At 60.9% G+C, this 15,084-nt stretch carries 15 protein-coding genes; 9 read left to right on the top strand and 6 right to left on the bottom strand.

The genetic code is table 11. From position 1 onward, the window contains the following. Positions 1-11: 11 nt before the first annotated feature. Genes V6607_RS07680 through V6607_RS07690 form a run of 3 tightly spaced genes read left to right on the top strand, consistent with a single transcriptional unit; the run spans position 12 to position 1,921 of the window. Positions 12-560, top strand: a complete 549-nt coding sequence (locus V6607_RS07680) for an MFS transporter (protein ID WP_338743592.1) — start codon at positions 12-14, stop codon at positions 558-560. A gap of 30 nt (positions 561-590) precedes the next feature. Beyond that, positions 591-1,367 (top strand): class II glutamine amidotransferase, encoded by a 777-nt coding sequence (locus V6607_RS07685; RefSeq protein ID WP_003210683.1) that lies wholly within the window; start codon positions 591-593, stop codon positions 1,365-1,367. Between the two features lie 11 nt (positions 1,368-1,378). Next, positions 1,379-1,921 carry a DUF2937 family protein gene (locus V6607_RS07690; protein ID WP_003210684.1) on the top strand — a complete coding sequence of 181 codons (543 nt, stop codon included), beginning with the start codon at positions 1,379-1,381 and terminating at the stop codon, positions 1,919-1,921. A 110-nt stretch (positions 1,922-2,031) separates the two neighbouring features. On the opposite strand, the gene V6607_RS07695 is transcribed toward V6607_RS07690, so the two are convergent. Next, entirely contained in the window at positions 2,032-2,970 is a 939-nt protein-coding gene (locus V6607_RS07695; protein ID WP_008437943.1) for a LysR family transcriptional regulator, read from the bottom strand. Between the two features lie 176 nt (positions 2,971-3,146). Here V6607_RS07695 and V6607_RS07700 point away from each other — a divergent pair, with 176 nt between their 5' ends. Genes V6607_RS07700 through V6607_RS07710 form a run of 3 tightly spaced genes read left to right on the top strand, consistent with a single transcriptional unit; the run spans position 3,147 to position 5,511 of the window. Then, positions 3,147-3,890, top strand: coding sequence for a 5-oxoprolinase subunit PxpA (locus V6607_RS07700; protein WP_008437944.1), 744 nt, complete (start codon positions 3,147-3,149; stop codon positions 3,888-3,890). After that, the gene (gene pxpB, locus V6607_RS07705) at positions 3,887-4,591 is read left to right on the top strand and encodes a 5-oxoprolinase subunit PxpB (protein WP_134325911.1); all 705 of its coding nucleotides are present in this window, start codon (positions 3,887-3,889) and stop codon (positions 4,589-4,591) included. Before V6607_RS07700 ends, pxpB begins: the two co-directional genes overlap by 4 nt. Continuing rightward, the gene (locus V6607_RS07710; protein ID WP_003210688.1) at positions 4,588-5,511 is read left to right on the top strand and encodes a biotin-dependent carboxyltransferase family protein; all 924 of its coding nucleotides are present in this window, start codon (positions 4,588-4,590) and stop codon (positions 5,509-5,511) included. Before pxpB ends, V6607_RS07710 begins: the two co-directional genes overlap by 4 nt. Before the next feature lie 136 nt (positions 5,512-5,647). On the opposite strand, the gene V6607_RS07715 is transcribed toward V6607_RS07710, so the two are convergent. The 3 genes from V6607_RS07715 to V6607_RS07725 all read right to left on the bottom strand — a co-directional run bounded on the left by V6607_RS07715 (position 5,648) and on the right by V6607_RS07725 (position 8,902). Beyond that, positions 5,648-6,826: a VWA domain-containing protein gene (locus V6607_RS07715; protein WP_003210689.1), complete on the bottom strand. Its 1,179-nt coding sequence runs from the start codon at positions 6,824-6,826 to the stop codon at positions 5,648-5,650. An 11-nt stretch (positions 6,827-6,837) separates the two neighbouring features. After that, complete coding sequence (locus V6607_RS07720; protein WP_003210690.1) at positions 6,838-7,683, bottom strand: MoxR family ATPase; 846 nt, start codon at positions 7,681-7,683, stop codon at positions 6,838-6,840. A gap of 142 nt (positions 7,684-7,825) precedes the next feature. Then, a complete protein-coding gene (locus V6607_RS07725) occupies positions 7,826-8,902 on the bottom strand; it encodes a DUF748 domain-containing protein (RefSeq protein ID WP_134325912.1) in 1,077 nt (358 codons plus the stop codon). 123 nt (positions 8,903-9,025) lie between these two features. Here V6607_RS07725 and cysK point away from each other — a divergent pair, with 123 nt between their 5' ends. From cysK to V6607_RS07740, 3 genes are all read left to right on the top strand, one after another. Then, positions 9,026-10,000 carry a cysteine synthase A gene (gene cysK, locus V6607_RS07730; RefSeq protein ID WP_102368330.1) on the top strand — a complete coding sequence of 325 codons (975 nt, stop codon included), beginning with the start codon at positions 9,026-9,028 and terminating at the stop codon, positions 9,998-10,000. 186 nt (positions 10,001-10,186) lie between these two features. Beyond that, a complete protein-coding gene (locus V6607_RS07735; protein ID WP_003210693.1) occupies positions 10,187-11,125 on the top strand; it encodes an aspartyl/asparaginyl beta-hydroxylase domain-containing protein in 939 nt (312 codons plus the stop codon). 416 nt (positions 11,126-11,541) lie between these two features. After that, the gene (locus V6607_RS07740) at positions 11,542-12,402 is read left to right on the top strand and encodes a DMT family transporter (RefSeq protein ID WP_134325913.1); all 861 of its coding nucleotides are present in this window, start codon (positions 11,542-11,544) and stop codon (positions 12,400-12,402) included. Positions 12,403-12,433: 31 nt separating this feature from the next. Here V6607_RS07740 and V6607_RS07745 read toward each other — a convergent pair whose 3' ends face one another. Then, positions 12,434-13,330 carry a DMT family transporter gene (locus V6607_RS07745; RefSeq protein ID WP_134325914.1) on the bottom strand — a complete coding sequence of 299 codons (897 nt, stop codon included), beginning with the start codon at positions 13,328-13,330 and terminating at the stop codon, positions 12,434-12,436. Between the two features lie 72 nt (positions 13,331-13,402). Beyond that, positions 13,403-15,028, bottom strand: coding sequence for a methyl-accepting chemotaxis protein (locus V6607_RS07750; protein ID WP_023659094.1), 1,626 nt, complete (start codon positions 15,026-15,028; stop codon positions 13,403-13,405). Positions 15,029-15,084: the final 56 nt, after the last annotated feature.

Raw genomic sequence — 15,084 nt, forward strand, 5'->3', positions numbered from 1 at the left:
CTGTCTGGCGGTTGGCCGACGGCATTGCAGCCTCGGCACTGAAAAGCCGTTATCATAGCGGCCTGTTTGCCTACCTTGCCATGGACACCATGACCGAGAACGACTATCTGATCGCTTGGGGCCTCTACGCCTTCGCAGCCCTGGGTTGCCTGTTGGTGTGGTTTGCCATGACCCGCTGGATGTGGCGCTGGCTGCGCGAGCCACTGCGGTTGCTGGTGGCGGTGCTGCTGTTCAGCCCGACCATCGTCGATCCGGTGAAGACCCAGTTCGCCCCGGCCGTGGCCATCACCGCCCTGGACCTGGTGCTCAAGGTCGGCAACAACGCCTGGCGGGCGATTTCCGATCTGTTCATGTATTGCATGATCGCGTTCGGCGTGTACCTGGTGTTCGTGCTGATCCGCTGGCCCATCGAGCGTGCCGCCAGGGTTCGTCGTGAGCAGAAGGCCGCCGCTGCGGCAGCCGCTGCTGCCGAGCGGGAGGATGACGACGAACCCTTCGCCGATGAGCGTTACGGTCGCCCGGCACCTGTCAGCGGTATGCGGGTCGAACCGCGCCTTTAACGTTGTACGCCCTGTATCGAGAAGCCTGGCATGTGTGAATTATTGGGCATGAGTGCCAACGTACCGACCGATATCGTCTTCAGCTTCACCGGGCTGATGCAGCGCGGCGGACGTACCGGGCCCCACCGCGACGGTTGGGGCATCGCCTTCTACGAGGGCCGTGGCCTGCGGTTGTTCCAGGACCCGGCGGCCAGCAGCGAATCGGAAGTCGCGCTGCTGGTGCAGCGTTATCCCATCAAGAGTGAAGTGGTGATTGGCCATATCCGCCAGGCCAATGTGGGCAAGGTGTGCCTGTCCAATACCCATCCGTTCGTCCGTGAACTGTGGGGCCGCAACTGGTGCTTTGCCCATAACGGTCAACTGGCGGACTTCAACCCCCGCGCCACGTTCTACCGCCCGGTGGGCGATACCGACAGCGAAGCGGCGTTCTGCGATTTGCTCAACCGAGTCCGTGAAGCGTTCCCGGAACCGGTGGACATCGAACAGGTGCTGCCGGACCTGATCGCCGCCTGCAGCGAATACCGCAGCAAGGGCGTGTTCAACTGCCTGCTCAGCGACGGTGACTGGCTGTTCTGCTATTGCTCGACCAAACTGGCACAGATCACCCGGCGTGCGCCATTTGGCCCTGCACGGTTGAAAGATGTCGACGTGATCGTCGATTTTCAGGCCGAAACCACCCCCAATGACGTGGTGACGGTAATTGCCACCGAACCCCTGACCGAAAACGAGACCTGGACCCGCTACGAACCGGGCCAGTGGAGCCTGTGGCGGCGCGGCGAATGTGTCAGCCAAGGTAAAACGGAATAAGGACGTCGAATATGTTGCTCAGCTATTTGCGACTGGTGTTGTTTGCCGTGGGTCTGTTGGTCGGTGTGCAGGTGCCGGGGTTTATCAGCGACTACGCCAAGCGCGTCGAAGCCCACTTGATCGAAGCCCAGACCGGCTTGCGCGGCTTCGATGCCACGGCGCAACAGTTCTTCAACGGTGACTTGCAGGCGCTGGTGGCCCATTACCGTGCCAGTGACGACCCGGTGTTTCGCAGCGATGCCAACAGCCTGGGCACCTTGCTCGACCGCCAGGTAGCGCTGGATAAGCAGTTCCAGGCGATGCAGGGCCCGTGGTACATCCGCGCGCTGCAAGTGGCGGTGGCCGCCGACCCGGCGATTCGCCAGGAAACCTGGAACGGCTACAGCTACATGCTGTTGCTGACCCCGGAAGCCATGGGCTGGGGCCTGGGCGGGGCGATGTTGTTGTCGTTCGGCATCGAGTGCCTGTTCCGCCTGATCGACTGGGTGGTGTTGGGCGGCAAGCGCCTGCGCCAGAGCCGACCGATTGAAGAGCGGGACCTCAAGGGGCTTTAAAGGCTGACGCGGTCAAATTGTGGGAGCGGGCTTGCTCGCGAATGCGGTGCGTCAGTGACATAGGGGTTGGCTGGCACACCGCATTCGCGCGTAAGCCCGCTCCCACAGTTTTAAATCGGTTCCTTCAGTGGCATGGGTTTGCTCAACACCATCAAGTCCTCGCCCACCTTCTGTGCGTACTGCTGCACCACGCTCTGGCACAGCGCCACAATCTCCTCCACCAACTCCACGCCCACTCGCCACGACACCACCACCTGCAGGTTCGGCGGCCGTTGTTCCATGGGCAGCATGGTCAATTCACCTCGTGCCAGCTCTTCACTGACCAATACGGGCGGGAACGCACCAATCCCGAACCCGTCCCGCAGCAGGCGGGTGATCGCTGACACCGAGTTCACACAGTTCATCCGTGGGGCGGATACGCCGTTAGCCTGCATCAGGCTGAGCACGTCCTGGTGCGGACAGGAGTTTTTCGAGTAGGTGATGATGCGCTCCTGGGCCAGTTCGGCGAGGGACGCGTAGTCGCGGTTGTAGATCGAGTGGCTGGCGACGATCCAGCCCATGGGGTGGCTGGCCAGTTCCAGGCTGCGCAAGGTTTCCTGGCGCAGCAGGTCGGTTTGCAGGATCAGGTCGAGAAAGCCTTTTTGCAACTGATCGCTGAGGTTCAGCGCGGTATCGGCGACCAACTCGATTTCTACCCGCGGAAAGTTGTCCGTCAGTTCTGCCACCAGCGCGCTCAGCCAGGTGTGGATCACCGTGTCCATCACTCCGATGCGGATACGCCCGACCTTGCTGCTGGTGGTTTCCAGGGACTGCTTGAGCCCTTGCATGGTCGCCATCATCTGCTCGGCATAATCGAGCACCTTCAAGCCTTCCGGCGTCAGGCTCACACCTCGGGAATCGCGCAGGAACAGCTTCACCCCCAACTCGCTTTCCAGCACGGCGATGCGGCTGGAGATCGAGGCCTGGGTGGTGAACAGCTTCTCTGCCGTGAGGCGAAAGCTCTTGAGCTTGGCCACCCAGACGAAGGTTTCGAGGAACTTCAAATTCATGGGATCAACTTTTCTTATGCATGGATTGTTTTTTATTAGTTGGACGCAGCGTGCCGCAACCGCCAAAAATCGAGCTGTCTCACGATAAGCGTCGTTGGGGCTCGGGACAACATCGTTGCGAGATCTTGGTAAAAGATCCCACACTACAAAAAAATAAAGCCTACAGGAGCCCTACCGTGAGCCGCCTGCTATTGAACTGCGACATCGGCGAAAGCTTTGGCAACTGGACCTTGGGTCTGGACGCCGAAGTCATGCCGTTCATTGATTGCGCCAACGTAGCCTGCGGTTTCCACGCCGGTGACCCGAGCATCATGCGCAAGACCGTCAGCCTGGCCTTCGAGCATGGCGTTCAGGTGGGCGCGCACCCGGCGTACCAGGACCTGCAGGGTTTCGGCCGCCGCTCCATGGCCTACACCCCGCAGGAAATCCAGGACCTGTTGCACTACCAGGTCGGCGCCCTCGACGGTATTTGCCGGGCCCAGGGCGGGCGGGTCAGCTACGTCAAACCCCATGGCGCGATGTACAACGACATGATGGCCAAGCCTGCGCAATTGCGTGCGGTGATCCAGGCCGTGGCGGCCTACGACGCCAGCCTGCCATTGATGCTGATGGCCACCCGCGACAACAGCGCCGCCCAGGCCCTGGGTGAGGAATATGGCGTGACCCTGTGGTTCGAAGCCTTTGCCGACCGTGCCTACGACAGCGCCGGCCATCTGGTCTCCCGCCAGTTGCCGGGCGCGGTGCATCATGACCCGGAAAAGATCATCCAGCAGGCCTTGATCATCGCCCGGGGAGAACAGTTGGTCGCCAGTGATGGCAGTCCGTTGCACCTGCAAGCCAATACCTTGTGCGTGCATGGCGATAACGCCAGCTCAGTGGCTGCCGTGCAGCGCATCCGCGAGGCGTTGACCCCAGCATGAAGCCACGGATTGAAGTGGTGGCCATCGACTGCCTGATGGTGCGCCTGTTTGAGGTGATCGCCGAAGACAACATGCCCTGGATGCTCGCCGCCACCCGCCGTTTGCGCGAAGGTTTTGGCCCGGCGCTGGTGGACCTGGTGCCGTCCTACACGACCCTGATGGTGCACTACGACCTGCTGGCGCTGGACCCTGGCCAGGCACGGGCGTTGATCGACCAGGCGCTCAAGGAATTGCAGCCCGAACCCAAGGGCAGCGGGCGATGCCATGTGTTGCCGGTCTGGTATGACCTGAGTGTCGGCCCGGAGTTGGCGTTGCTGGCGCAGCGCAGTGGCCTGGCAGTGGAGGAGGTGATTCGCCGTCACAGCCAGCATGAGTACCAGGTATTCGCCTTGGGCTTCGCCCCGGGGTTTGCTTTTATGGGGCTGGTGGATGAACAGCTCGCGACACCGCGGCTCAATACCCCGCGCAAGCGGGTGGCGGCGGGCAGCGTGGGCATCGCCGAGCGGCAGACGGCGGCTTATCCGGTGGTCTCGCCAGGCGGCTGGAACCTGATTGGCCGCACGCCGGCCAAGCTGTTTGACCGTGAACGCGAGGGCTACAGCCTGATGCAGCCTGGGGATACCGTGCGCTACGAAGCGATCAGCCATCGCGAATTCATCAACTTGGGCGGCGATGACACGCCGTTGGAGGCCCAGGCATGAGCCGCTTGTTGATCGAGGCCAGCACCCCGCTCTGCTTGTTGCAGGACGCTGGACGTTTTGGCGTAAGGCATTTGGGCGTGACCCAGGGCGGCGCGCTGGATTGGGTGTCGATGTCGTGGGCCAATTGGTTGCTGGGCAATGCCCTGGATGCGCCGGTGGTGGAAATCACCTTGGGTGGCTTCACCGTGCAGGCCGAGGCCTATTGCCTGCTGGCGCTGGCCGGGGCGGACTTGGGCGCGTATGTCGACGAGCGCGCGATCAGCCCGGGGCGCAGCTTTATTCTGCAAAAGGGCCAGCGCTTGCGTTTTACCCAGCCTTTCAGCGGTGCGCGGGCTTACCTGGCAGCGCCGGGCGGGTTTGATGCGCCGCAGGTGCTGGGCAGCTGCGCCACGGTGGGCCGTGAAGAACTGGGCGGGCTGGATGGCTTTGGCCGGTCACTGGCCGAAGGTGCGCAATTGACCTATTCGGGCGTGGGCGGTGCGATGCAGGTGTTGTCCGCCGGGCAATTGCCGAAGCTGGATTCCAAGGCGCCACTTGAGGTGATCCTCGGGGCGCAGATCGGTCAGTTTGGCGGGCAGAGTCTGTTTGATGTGTTCAACAGCGAGTGGACCCTCGACAGCCGTGCCGACCGCATGGGCATGCGCTTGCTGGGTACGCCGCTGGAATATCAGGGGCCGTCGCTGATCTCGGAAGGCATCCCGCTGGGGGCGATCCAGGTGCCGCCGGACGGGCAGCCGATTGTGTTGCTCAATGACCGGCAGACCATTGGCGGCTACCCACGATTGGGCGCGTTGACGCCATTGGCGTTGGCGCGGCTGGCGCAGTGCTTGCCGGGGGAGAAGGTGAGGTTGGCGCCGGTGGTGCAGGAAACGGCGCATCGCCAGCAAGTGGAGTATTTGCAGTACCTTGCCAGAAACTAAAGATCGCCGCAGGACAAAATGTGGGAGCGGGCTTGCTCGCGAAGGCGGTGTATCAGCCAATATATTCGGTGACTGACACTGCGCTTTCGCGAGCAAGCCCGCTCCCACATTTGATGGTGGTTGTCTGGGGAGCAGGTTACTTCGACAAAAAGCGCATCCCTTCCTCAAGCCCACGCAACGTCAACGGAAACATCTGGTCTTCGATCAAATCCCGCACAATCCCGGTGGACGCCGTATAGCCCCAGGTATCTTTCGGGTACGGATTAATCCAGATCAGCTTCTTGTACTTCTCCATGAACCGCTGCATCCACACATACCCGGGCTCTTCATTCCAGTGCTCGACGCTGCCGCCGGCCTGGGTGATTTCATACGGCGCCATGGCCGCATCGCCGATAAAGATCACTTTGTAGTCGGCACCGTACTTGTGCAGCAAATCCTGGGTCGAGGTGCGTTCCGAGCCCCGGCGCATGTTGTTCTTCCACACCGATTCATAAATGAAATTGTGGAAGTAGAAATACTCCAGGTGCTTGAACTCGGTCTTGCACGCCGAGAACAACTCTTCGCAAGTCTTCACATGGGCATCCATCGAGCCGCCGATGTCGAACAGCAGCAACAGCTTGATGGTGTTACGCCGCTCCGGGCGCATCTGGATATTCAGCAGCCCGGCATCGCGGGCCGTATGGTCGATGGTGCCGTCAATGTCGAGCTCTTCCGCCGCACCCTGGCGTGCGAACTTGCGCAGGCGGCGCAGGGCGATCTTGATGTTGCGGGTGCCCAGTTCCACCGAATCATCGAGGTTCTTGTACTCGCGCTGGTCCCAGACCTTGACCGCCTTGCCCTGGCGCTTGCCGGCATCCCCCACGCGTATGCCTTCGGGGTTGAAGCCGCCGGAGCCGAACGGGCTGGTACCGCCGGTGCCGATCCACTTGTTGCCGCCGGCGTGGCGTTCTTTCTGTTCTTCCAGACGTTTCTTGAATTCTTCGATGAGCTTGTCCAGCCCGCCGAGGGACTGGATCTGTGCGCGCTCTTCGTCGGTCAGCGAGCGTTCGAATTCCTTGCGCAGCCAGTCTTCGGGGATCAGCGCCTGCAGGTGATCGTCGAGTTTTTCCAGGCCATTGAAGTAGGCGCCGAAGGCCCGGTCGAACTTGTCGAAATGCCGTTCGTCCTTCACCAGGATCGCCCGGGCCAGGTAGTAGAACTCGTCCATGTCGGCGAAGGTCACGCGCTGTTTCAGCGCGTTGATCAGGTCCAGCAGCTCACGCACCGACACCGGCACCTTGGCTGCACGCATTTCATTGAACAGGTTGAGCAGCATGGCAATCGCCCTTATCGGTTACCGCGACGGCTCATGAACGCCAGGCGTTCCAGCAACTGCACGTCCTGCTCGTTCTTCACCAGGGCACCGGCCAGGGGCGGGATGGCCTTGGTGGGGTCGCGCTCGCGCAGTACCGCTTCGCCGATGTTGTCGGCCATCAGCAGTTTCAGCCAGTCCACCAGTTCGGAGGTGGACGGTTTTTTCTTCAGGCCCGGTACTTTTCGCACGTCAAAGAATACGTCGAGGGCTTCGCTGACCAGGTCTTTCTTGATGTCCGGGTAGTGCACGTCGACGATCTTTTGCAGGGTGGTGCGGTCCGGGAAGGCGATGTAGTGGAAGAAGCAGCGGCGCAGGAACGCGTCCGGCAGCTCTTTTTCGTTGTTGGAGGTAATGATGATGATCGGGCGCTTCTTGGCCTTGATGGTCTCGTCGATTTCGTAGACGTAGAACTCCATCTTGTCGAGTTCTTGCAGCAGGTCGTTGGGGAACTCGATGTCGGCCTTGTCGATTTCGTCGATCAGCAGGATGACCCGCTCCTCGGACTCGAAGGCTTCCCAGAGCTTGCCCTTTTTCAGGTAGTTGCGTACGTCGTGTACCTTGTCCACGCCCAGTTGCGAGTCTCGCAGGCGGCTCACCGCGTCGTACTCGTACAGGCCCTGGTGCGCCTTGGTGGTGGACTTGATGTGCCAGGTGATCAGCTTGGCGCCAAAGGATTCGGCCAGTTGCTCGGCGAGCATGGTCTTGCCGGTGCCCGGTTCGCCCTTGACCAGCAGTGGCCGCTCCAAGGTGATGGCGGCGTTGACGGCCAGTTTCAGGTCATCGGTGGCAACGTAGGCCTGGGTGCCTTCGAACTTCATCTATCAATCCTCGAACGTGACGCCGAACGGTGCAGGACCGAAGCGGGCGAGTAATCAGCTTGGCCCGACTATACCGCGCAGCCCCGGCGACTGTGAACGCAGACGGGCTATTCAGTCTCTGAATGGGCAGTCACGTTGAAGATCAATCTGTCGAGGGCTTGGGTTGTTCATAGCGGGCGTTGAAGGCCTGGACAAAACCATTGCGCAAAATCTGCAAAAACGCCTGGAACGCGCTGATATCTTGCTGGTGCACGTTGCCGCTGAGCTCCACGCGGGTGGCGAACTGGTTTTTCTGCTGGTTCTTCAGCACGGTTTCGCTGACGCCAACCACCGCCTCCCAGATCGACCGAAAGATGCCCTTGTCCTTGTTCTCGACATCCTGCTGCCAGTTGAACACTTCGACATTGCGCAGCAAAGGCTTGATGTAGCCGGTCAACTGGCCTTTTTCGGCCTGGGCTTCCACCACCAGGTCGCCGGTGCCGGCATTGAAGTCGAACTTGCCGTAGGCCGAGGCGAAGTCATTCATGCGCTTGAGTTCGATATCCCGGGCCCGGAAGCGGAATTCGAAGTTTTCGAAATTGCTCAAGGGGTCGAACGTGGCGGTGGCTTCCAGCGGTGCCTGGCCCAGGAACAGCGCCTTGCCGTCGAAGCGCGCGTCGCGCTGGCCTTTGACATCCACCACGTTGGTCAGGTTGTAGAAGCTGGCGTTGACCTGGGTCGCGTACATATTGACCGGCGGTTTCGAACTGAAGTTATGGAACGCGATCTTGCCGTCGTTGATGCGCACCTCATTGAGGGTGATCGGCAACAGTTTGCTCAGTTGGGCCCGCCAGTCGGTGCCCTGACCGGTCTGGGACGCCTGTTTGTTGGTGCCGCCGTCGACGAAGTTCAGCTCCGGCTTGATGAACTGTGCCTCGGCCACCACTGCGTGGTCGTACCACAGCGAATGCCAGCTCACTGACAGGTCGATCACCGGCGCCTTGACGAACGGTACCGGCACCTTGCCGTCGACCTTGACGATCTGCAGGCCGTTGATCCGATAGGCGCCGCGCCACAGTGCGAGGTCGACATCGGTGACCTGGCCGCGGTAATCGCCCATGTCGGCGAGTTTGTCATTCAGGTAATTGCGCACCAGATAGGGCAGGGCGATATCCAGGACGACCAGCAGTACCACGACCCCGACGAGGGTCCAGAGCGGCCAACTGTAGCGACGTTTCATAGGAAAATTCTCCATCCGTGTAGGCGATTGACTGCTGGCGCCGCCGGACGTTCGCTTGACTGGACGCCTTGCAACACGAGGCATACCCTTGGGGCCTTCCTGAAATTGCCTTAAGGACCCGTCATGAGCCGCATTTTTGCAGACAACGCGCACTCCATCGGTAACACGCCCCTGGTTCAGATCAACCGTATCGCGCCGCGTGGCGTGACTATCCTGGCCAAGATCGAAGGGCGTAACCCTGGGTATTCGGTGAAGTGCCGGATTGGCGCAAACATGATCTGGGACGCCGAAGGCAGCGGCAAACTCAAGCCGGGCATGACCATTGTCGAGCCGACTTCCGGTAACACCGGGATCGGCCTGGCATTTGTTGCCGCCGCCCGTGGTTACAAGCTGTTGCTGACCATGCCCGCCTCCATGAGCATCGAGCGCCGCAAGGTGCTCAAGGCCCTCGGCGCCGAACTGGTGTTGACCGAGCCGGCCAAGGGCATGAAGGGCGCGATTGAAAAAGCCGGCGAAATCCTTGCCAGCGACCCGGCCAGGTACTTTATGCCGGCCCAGTTCGAAAACCCGGCCAACCCGGCGATCCACGAGAAAACCACCGGTCCGGAAATCTGGAATGACACTGATGGCGCGGTCGACGTGCTGGTAGCGGGCGTGGGCACTGGCGGCACCATCACCGGGGTGTCGCGCTATATCAAGAACATCCAGGGCAAGCCGATCCTGTCGGTGGCGGTGGAGCCGATCAGTTCGCCGGTGATTACCCAGGCACTGGCCGGTGAAGAGATCAAGCCCAGCCCCCACAAGATCCAGGGTATCGGCGCCGGTTTTGTGCCGAAGAACCTCGACCTGTCGATGGTCGACCGGGTCGAACTGGTCAGCGACGAAGAATCCAAGGCCATGGCGTTGCGCCTGATGCAGGAGGAGGGGATTCTGTGTGGTATCTCCTGCGGCGCGGCGATGGCCGTGGCGGTGCGACTGGCAGAGAAGCCGGAAATGCAGGGCAAGACCATCGTCGTGGTGCTGCCGGACTCCGGTGAACGCTACCTGTCGAGCATGCTGTTCGCCGATTTGTTCACCGATCAGGAAAACCAGGCTTGATTCAAATCAGCGCGATGGCGTGGCCCTTATGCATAATTGGCCCGTTATCGCGCACCGCTAGATGCTGATTGTTGGAGTGCGCGGGTTTTTCCCGAGGCCCGGAGTGTTTATCATGGCCGGCTGCTACGTCTGGTTTCCCCTTAACGGGAGGCTAATGGCCAGACGCCTATTTCCAGGAGTTGCTGCATGACCTTTTCTTTGGCCGCCAAACTGTCGGTGTTGCTGCTGTTTATCGGCAGCACGCTGTATGTACATTTGCGTGGCAAGGCCCGTTTGCCGATGTTGCGTCAGTTCGTCAACCATTCAGCGCTGTTCGCCCCGTACAACGCCTTGATGTACATCTTCTCCGCCGTGCCGTCCAAGCCGTACCTGGACCGCAGCAAGTTCCCGGAGCTGGACGTGCTCAAGGACAACTGGGAAGTGATTCGCGAAGAGGCCATGCACCTGTTCGACGAGGGCTACATCCGCGCCGCGGAGAAGAACAACGACGCCGGTTTCGGCTCGTTCTTCAAGAAGGGCTGGAAGCGTTTCTACCTCAAGTGGTACGACAAACCGTTGCCGTCGGCTGAACTGCTGTGCCCGAAAACCGTGGCCCTGGTCAGCAGCATTCCCAACGTCAAGGGCGCGATGTTCGCCCTGTTGCCAGGTGGCAGCCACCTCAACCCGCACCGTGACCCGTTTGCCGGTTCCCTGCGTTATCACCTGGGGCTGTCCACGCCGAACTCCGACGACTGCCGTATTTTCGTCGACGGCCAGGTGTACGCCTGGCGCGACGGTGAAGATGTAATGTTCGACGAGACCTACGTGCACTGGGTGAAGAACGAAACCGAGCACACCCGGGTGATCCTGTTCTGCGACATCGAACGCCCGCTGAGCAACCGCCTGATGACCCGCATCAACCGTTGGGTCAGCGCGCAACTGGGGCGCGCCACCGCACCGCAGAACCTGGATGACGAACGCGTTGGCGGGATCAACCAGGCGTATGCCTGGAGCAAGCGCTTCAGCGACAGCTTCAGTGGCGTGGTCAAGCAGTGGAAGCGCAAGCATCCGAAGGCTTATCGCATCCTGCGGCCAGTGCTGGCGGTGGTGGTGCTGACGGCGCTGGGGTATTGGTTGTTTGGTTAAGGCGTTTGCAGGCTCGAAAAAACCGCTCCGATGAGCGGTTTTTTTATACGCTGGATTTGTGCGGGCGAAGTTATTGCAAAGCATGTCCCCAGCTGGTTATAGTCGGCCGCAGGTGTTTCCAGACACCTTGTTCATCCCTTCATAAAAGATCAGCACATGTCAGCTTCCCTGCGCATAGCGGTAGTCGATTCAGCGGTCAACGCTGCGGTCGTGCCGTGCGGGAGCCAGCAGCCTGCGCAGATCAGTCACTACCCCCCACCTGTCAGTAGCACGCCGGTGTACGCAGTCGTATCACCGCCGGGTGTTGGCATTTCGGGCTGATCAGCTGATGGCTGTTCCCCTGTGCCCGCCTGAAAAAACCTACTGAATTTCAGCTGTTGCTGAGTTGGCTTTTTGCCTGATCACAGGTGGTATCCATGTCTGTTCTTTCGAAACAATCCGTGGCCGCGGCGGCCTCGACGAGCCTGTTTGTCTTGCTGTGGAGCAGCGGGGCGATTTTCTCCAAATGGGGCCTGGCCCACGCTTCACCCTTTGCGTTTCTGCTGATCCGTTTCGCCATCGCCCTGGCGGGGTTGGTGATACTGGTACCGATCCTCAAGCTGAAGTTGCCGCGTCCCGGCAAGCCGATGCTTTACGCGGCGGCTACCGGGCTGGTGCTGTTGGGGGCCTACCAGATTTTCTATCTGCTGGCCCTGGACCTCAAAGTCACGCCCGGCATGATGGCAACCATCATGGGCGTGCAGCCGATCCTGACCGTGGTGTTGATGGAGCGCCGGCGCTCCTGGAGCCGGATGTTCGGCCTCGGGCTGGGATTGGCGGGGTTGATCATGGTGGTGTACCAGGGCATCGGGATGTCCGGCATGTCCCTGGCAGGCATGCTTTTTGGCCTGTTGGCCCTGGCCAGCATGACCTTTGGTTCGATCATGCAGAAGCGCATCACCGATAACCCGTTGGGCACGCTGCCTGTGCAATACCTGGCTGGCTTGCTGTTGTGCTCGGTGTTTGTGCCGTTCCAGCCGTTCCACTTTGAACACAACACCGGCTTTTTCGTGCCGGTGCTGTGGATGGGGCTGGTGGTGTCGTTGCTGGCGACGCTGTTGCTGTACCGGCTGATTGCCCAGGGCAACCTGGTGAATGTCACCAGCTTGTTCTATCTGGTGCCCGCGGTGACGGCGGTGATGGATTACCTGATCTTCGGCAACAAGCTGGCAATGTTGAGCTTGCTGGGGATGGGCTTGATCATCGTCGGATTGGCTTTTGTGTTCCGTAAGGGCTGATAAAACCAACGCTGTAGGAGCCAAAAAGCTCCTACAGCTTGCGGGCCAATTTCCCCGGCCGAAGCACCAGCCACAACGCCCCCGCAATCAATAACCCGCCATACAGATGCGCCATGGACAACGGCTCATCCAGCAGCAACGCGCCCCACAACACCCCGAATGGCGGAATCATGAAGGTCACGGTCATCGACTTCACCGGGCCGATGGACGTCAGCAAGCGGAAGTACAGGATGTAGGCAAACGCCGTGCATACCAGCCCCAACCCCAGCAGCGACAACCATACAGGCCAGCCACCCCAGCTGACGGGTGGATGGCTGATGGCACTCCAGGCAAACAGCGGCAGCAGGAACAGCGTGGCCCCGAGCATGCTGCCCAAGGCTGCGAGACGACTGTCCAGCCCGCCCCGTTGATCGAGCCAACGCCGTGCCAAAAAGCCGGCAAAGCCATAGCAGGTGGTCGCCAACAGGCACGCCAGCGCACCCATCAGCAGTTCCATGTCGAAGGCCACCGGCCCGGCGCGGGTCAGGATGCCAACGCCTAACAGGCCCAGGCATACCCCGGCAATTTTCGACGGCGTGAGGCGCTCACTGAAGAACAACCCGCCAATCAGCACGCCCATCAGTGGCGTCGTGGCATTGAAGATCGCCGAGTAACCGGCCGGCAGCACTTGGGCCGCCACTGAATACATGGTCGCGGGAATGCCCGAGTTGATCACCCCGAGCAACAGGACCGTCTTGAACTTGCCCTGGAAATCCCAACTCACCCGCATCATGGCGAGGATCACCAGCAGGCCGGTGGCGGCAATCGACACCCGGAAAAACGCGGTAGGAAGGGTGCCGATTTCCGGCGCGATAATTCGCATGAACAAAAAACTCGCGCCCCAGATAGCGGCCAGCACCAACAGGTGCAGGGTGTCGACAGGTCTCACGGAGGAACTCCAGTTTGATAAGGGCGGAAGTGTTGCCCACCGACCTGTCTGACACAATCGCTAATACATGTTTTACAGCACGAAACGCGTCACCAAGCCATTGAGGTCCACCGCCAGCCGCGACAGTTCCTGGCTGGCCGCCGAGGTCTGGGTGGCACCGGCGGCGGTTTGCGTCGACAGGTCCCGGATGTTCACCAGGCTGCGGTCCACCTCACGGGCCACCAACGCTTGCTGTTCGGCGGCGCTGGCGATCACCAGGTTGCGCTGGCTGATCTGTGAGATTGCCGCCGTGATTTTCTCCAGTGCACTGCCGGCGCTGTTGGCCCGCTGCAAGGTCTGGCCAGCGTGTTCGGCGCTGCTGTTCAGGGCGCCGACGGTGTCCTGGGTGCCTTGCTGGATACCGTTGATCATCTGCTCGATTTCTTCGGTGGAGTCCTGGGTGCGTTGTGCCAGGGAGCGCACTTCGTCAGCCACCACGGCAAAACCACGACCGGCCTCGCCCGCGCGGGCCGCCTCAATCGCCGCGTTGAGTGCCAGCAGGTTGGTCTGCCCGGCAATCCCGCGAATCACTTCAAGCACCTTGCTGATGTCCTGGGCCTGCGCCGCCAGGCCCTCGGCCTTGGTCGAGGCACCGAGGACTTCGTCCACCAGGTTCTGGATCGAGCTGATGGTTTCGCTGATCTGGTAGTGACCGTGCTTGCTGTCTTCGTCGGAGGCCTTGGAGGCTTCGGCGCTGGAAACCGCATTGCCCGCCACTTCATCGACTGCCGCGCTCATCTGCGTCACGGCGGTGGCAGCCTGTTCGATCTCGTCGTTCTGCGCTTGCAGGCCGCGGGTGCTCTGCTCCATTACCGAACTCATCTCCTCCGCCGCCGAGGCCAACTGCTGCGACGATTCGCTGATGCCACGAATGGTTTCCTGCAGGTTGGCCTGCATGGTGGCCAGCGCGGTGAGCAGTTGCGCCGGCTCATCCTTGCCCTCCACGACGATCGGCCGGCTCAGATCGCCGGAGGCGATGGTGCGGGCCACTGTCAGTGCCTGGCCAATGGGCGCGGTGATGCTGCGGGTCAGCAGCCAGGCGAGCAACAAGGTGGCCAGCAGGGCGGTGATGATGATCAGGCCTACGATCCATTGGGCGCTGTAGTACATCTGCGCCGCTGACTCTGCGGCTTCCTGGACGCCTTTCTGGTTGAAGGTGATCAGGTCTTCCAGGCTCTTGTTGAGCACCAGGCCCTGGGGCGCGAGGCGGCTGTTGAGCAGGTCCATGGCCTGCTGCTGTTGATCCTGGTCCACCAGCTGAATCATCTGGCCCATGATGCTCATGTACGTCGATACGGTACTTTTCAGCTGGTTGAGCATCTCGGCGTCCTGCTCGTTGACCACCAGTGTTTCGTATTGCTTGAAGCTTTCCTGCAGGTCTGCCTGTTCCTTGCTGATCAGGCTCTTGCTGTTGTCGCGCACCCTGGATTCGTCGGTGGTCAACAGGCGCAGTGCTTCCAGGCGGATGCTGGCGATAAAGGCCGCGCTGTCGTGGACCGTCTCGATGCTCGGCATCCAGGAATCCTCAATCACGGTGGCGCTTTCCCGCAGCTTGGCCATTTGCCCCAAGCCAAACAGACCCACCACTACCAGCAAGCCGGCCAGTACCGCAAAACTCAGACTGGCGCGCAGGCCGATCCCCATATTCCTCAATGACATCTCAATGCTCCTTTGGCGGTTAGAACCTGTTCCCGGATCGGTCTTCTGACCTTGTT

The sequence above is a fragment of the Pseudomonas sp. KK18 genome (assembly GCF_037094675.1).
Classification (GTDB): domain Bacteria; phylum Pseudomonadota; class Gammaproteobacteria; order Pseudomonadales; family Pseudomonadaceae; genus Aquipseudomonas.

Excerpts from the sequence above, each read along its gene's own strand:
- cysK (WP_102368330.1), top strand. The coding sequence starts at position 9,026 with ATGAGCCGCATTTTTGCAGACAACGCGCACTCCATCGGTAACACGCCC.
- V6607_RS07710 (WP_003210688.1), top strand. The coding sequence starts at position 4,588 with ATGAGCCGCTTGTTGATCGAGGCCAGCACCCCGCTCTGCTTGTTGCAG.
- V6607_RS07690 (WP_003210684.1), top strand. The coding sequence starts at position 1,379 with ATGTTGCTCAGCTATTTGCGACTGGTGTTGTTTGCCGTGGGTCTGTTG.
- V6607_RS07750 (WP_023659094.1), bottom strand. The coding sequence starts at position 15,028 with ATGTCATTGAGGAATATGGGGATCGGCCTGCGCGCCAGTCTGAGTTTT.
- V6607_RS07685 (WP_003210683.1), top strand. The coding sequence starts at position 591 with ATGTGTGAATTATTGGGCATGAGTGCCAACGTACCGACCGATATCGTC.
- V6607_RS07720 (WP_003210690.1), bottom strand. The coding sequence starts at position 7,683 with ATGAAGTTCGAAGGCACCCAGGCCTACGTTGCCACCGATGACCTGAAA.
- V6607_RS07695 (WP_008437943.1), bottom strand. The coding sequence starts at position 2,970 with ATGAATTTGAAGTTCCTCGAAACCTTCGTCTGGGTGGCCAAGCTCAAG.
- pxpB (WP_134325911.1), top strand. The coding sequence starts at position 3,887 with ATGAAGCCACGGATTGAAGTGGTGGCCATCGACTGCCTGATGGTGCGC.
- V6607_RS07725 (WP_134325912.1), bottom strand. The coding sequence starts at position 8,902 with ATGAAACGTCGCTACAGTTGGCCGCTCTGGACCCTCGTCGGGGTCGTG.
- V6607_RS07715 (WP_003210689.1), bottom strand. The coding sequence starts at position 6,826 with ATGCTGCTCAACCTGTTCAATGAAATGCGTGCAGCCAAGGTGCCGGTG.
- V6607_RS07735 (WP_003210693.1), top strand. The coding sequence starts at position 10,187 with ATGACCTTTTCTTTGGCCGCCAAACTGTCGGTGTTGCTGCTGTTTATC.
- V6607_RS07740 (WP_134325913.1), top strand. The coding sequence starts at position 11,542 with ATGTCTGTTCTTTCGAAACAATCCGTGGCCGCGGCGGCCTCGACGAGC.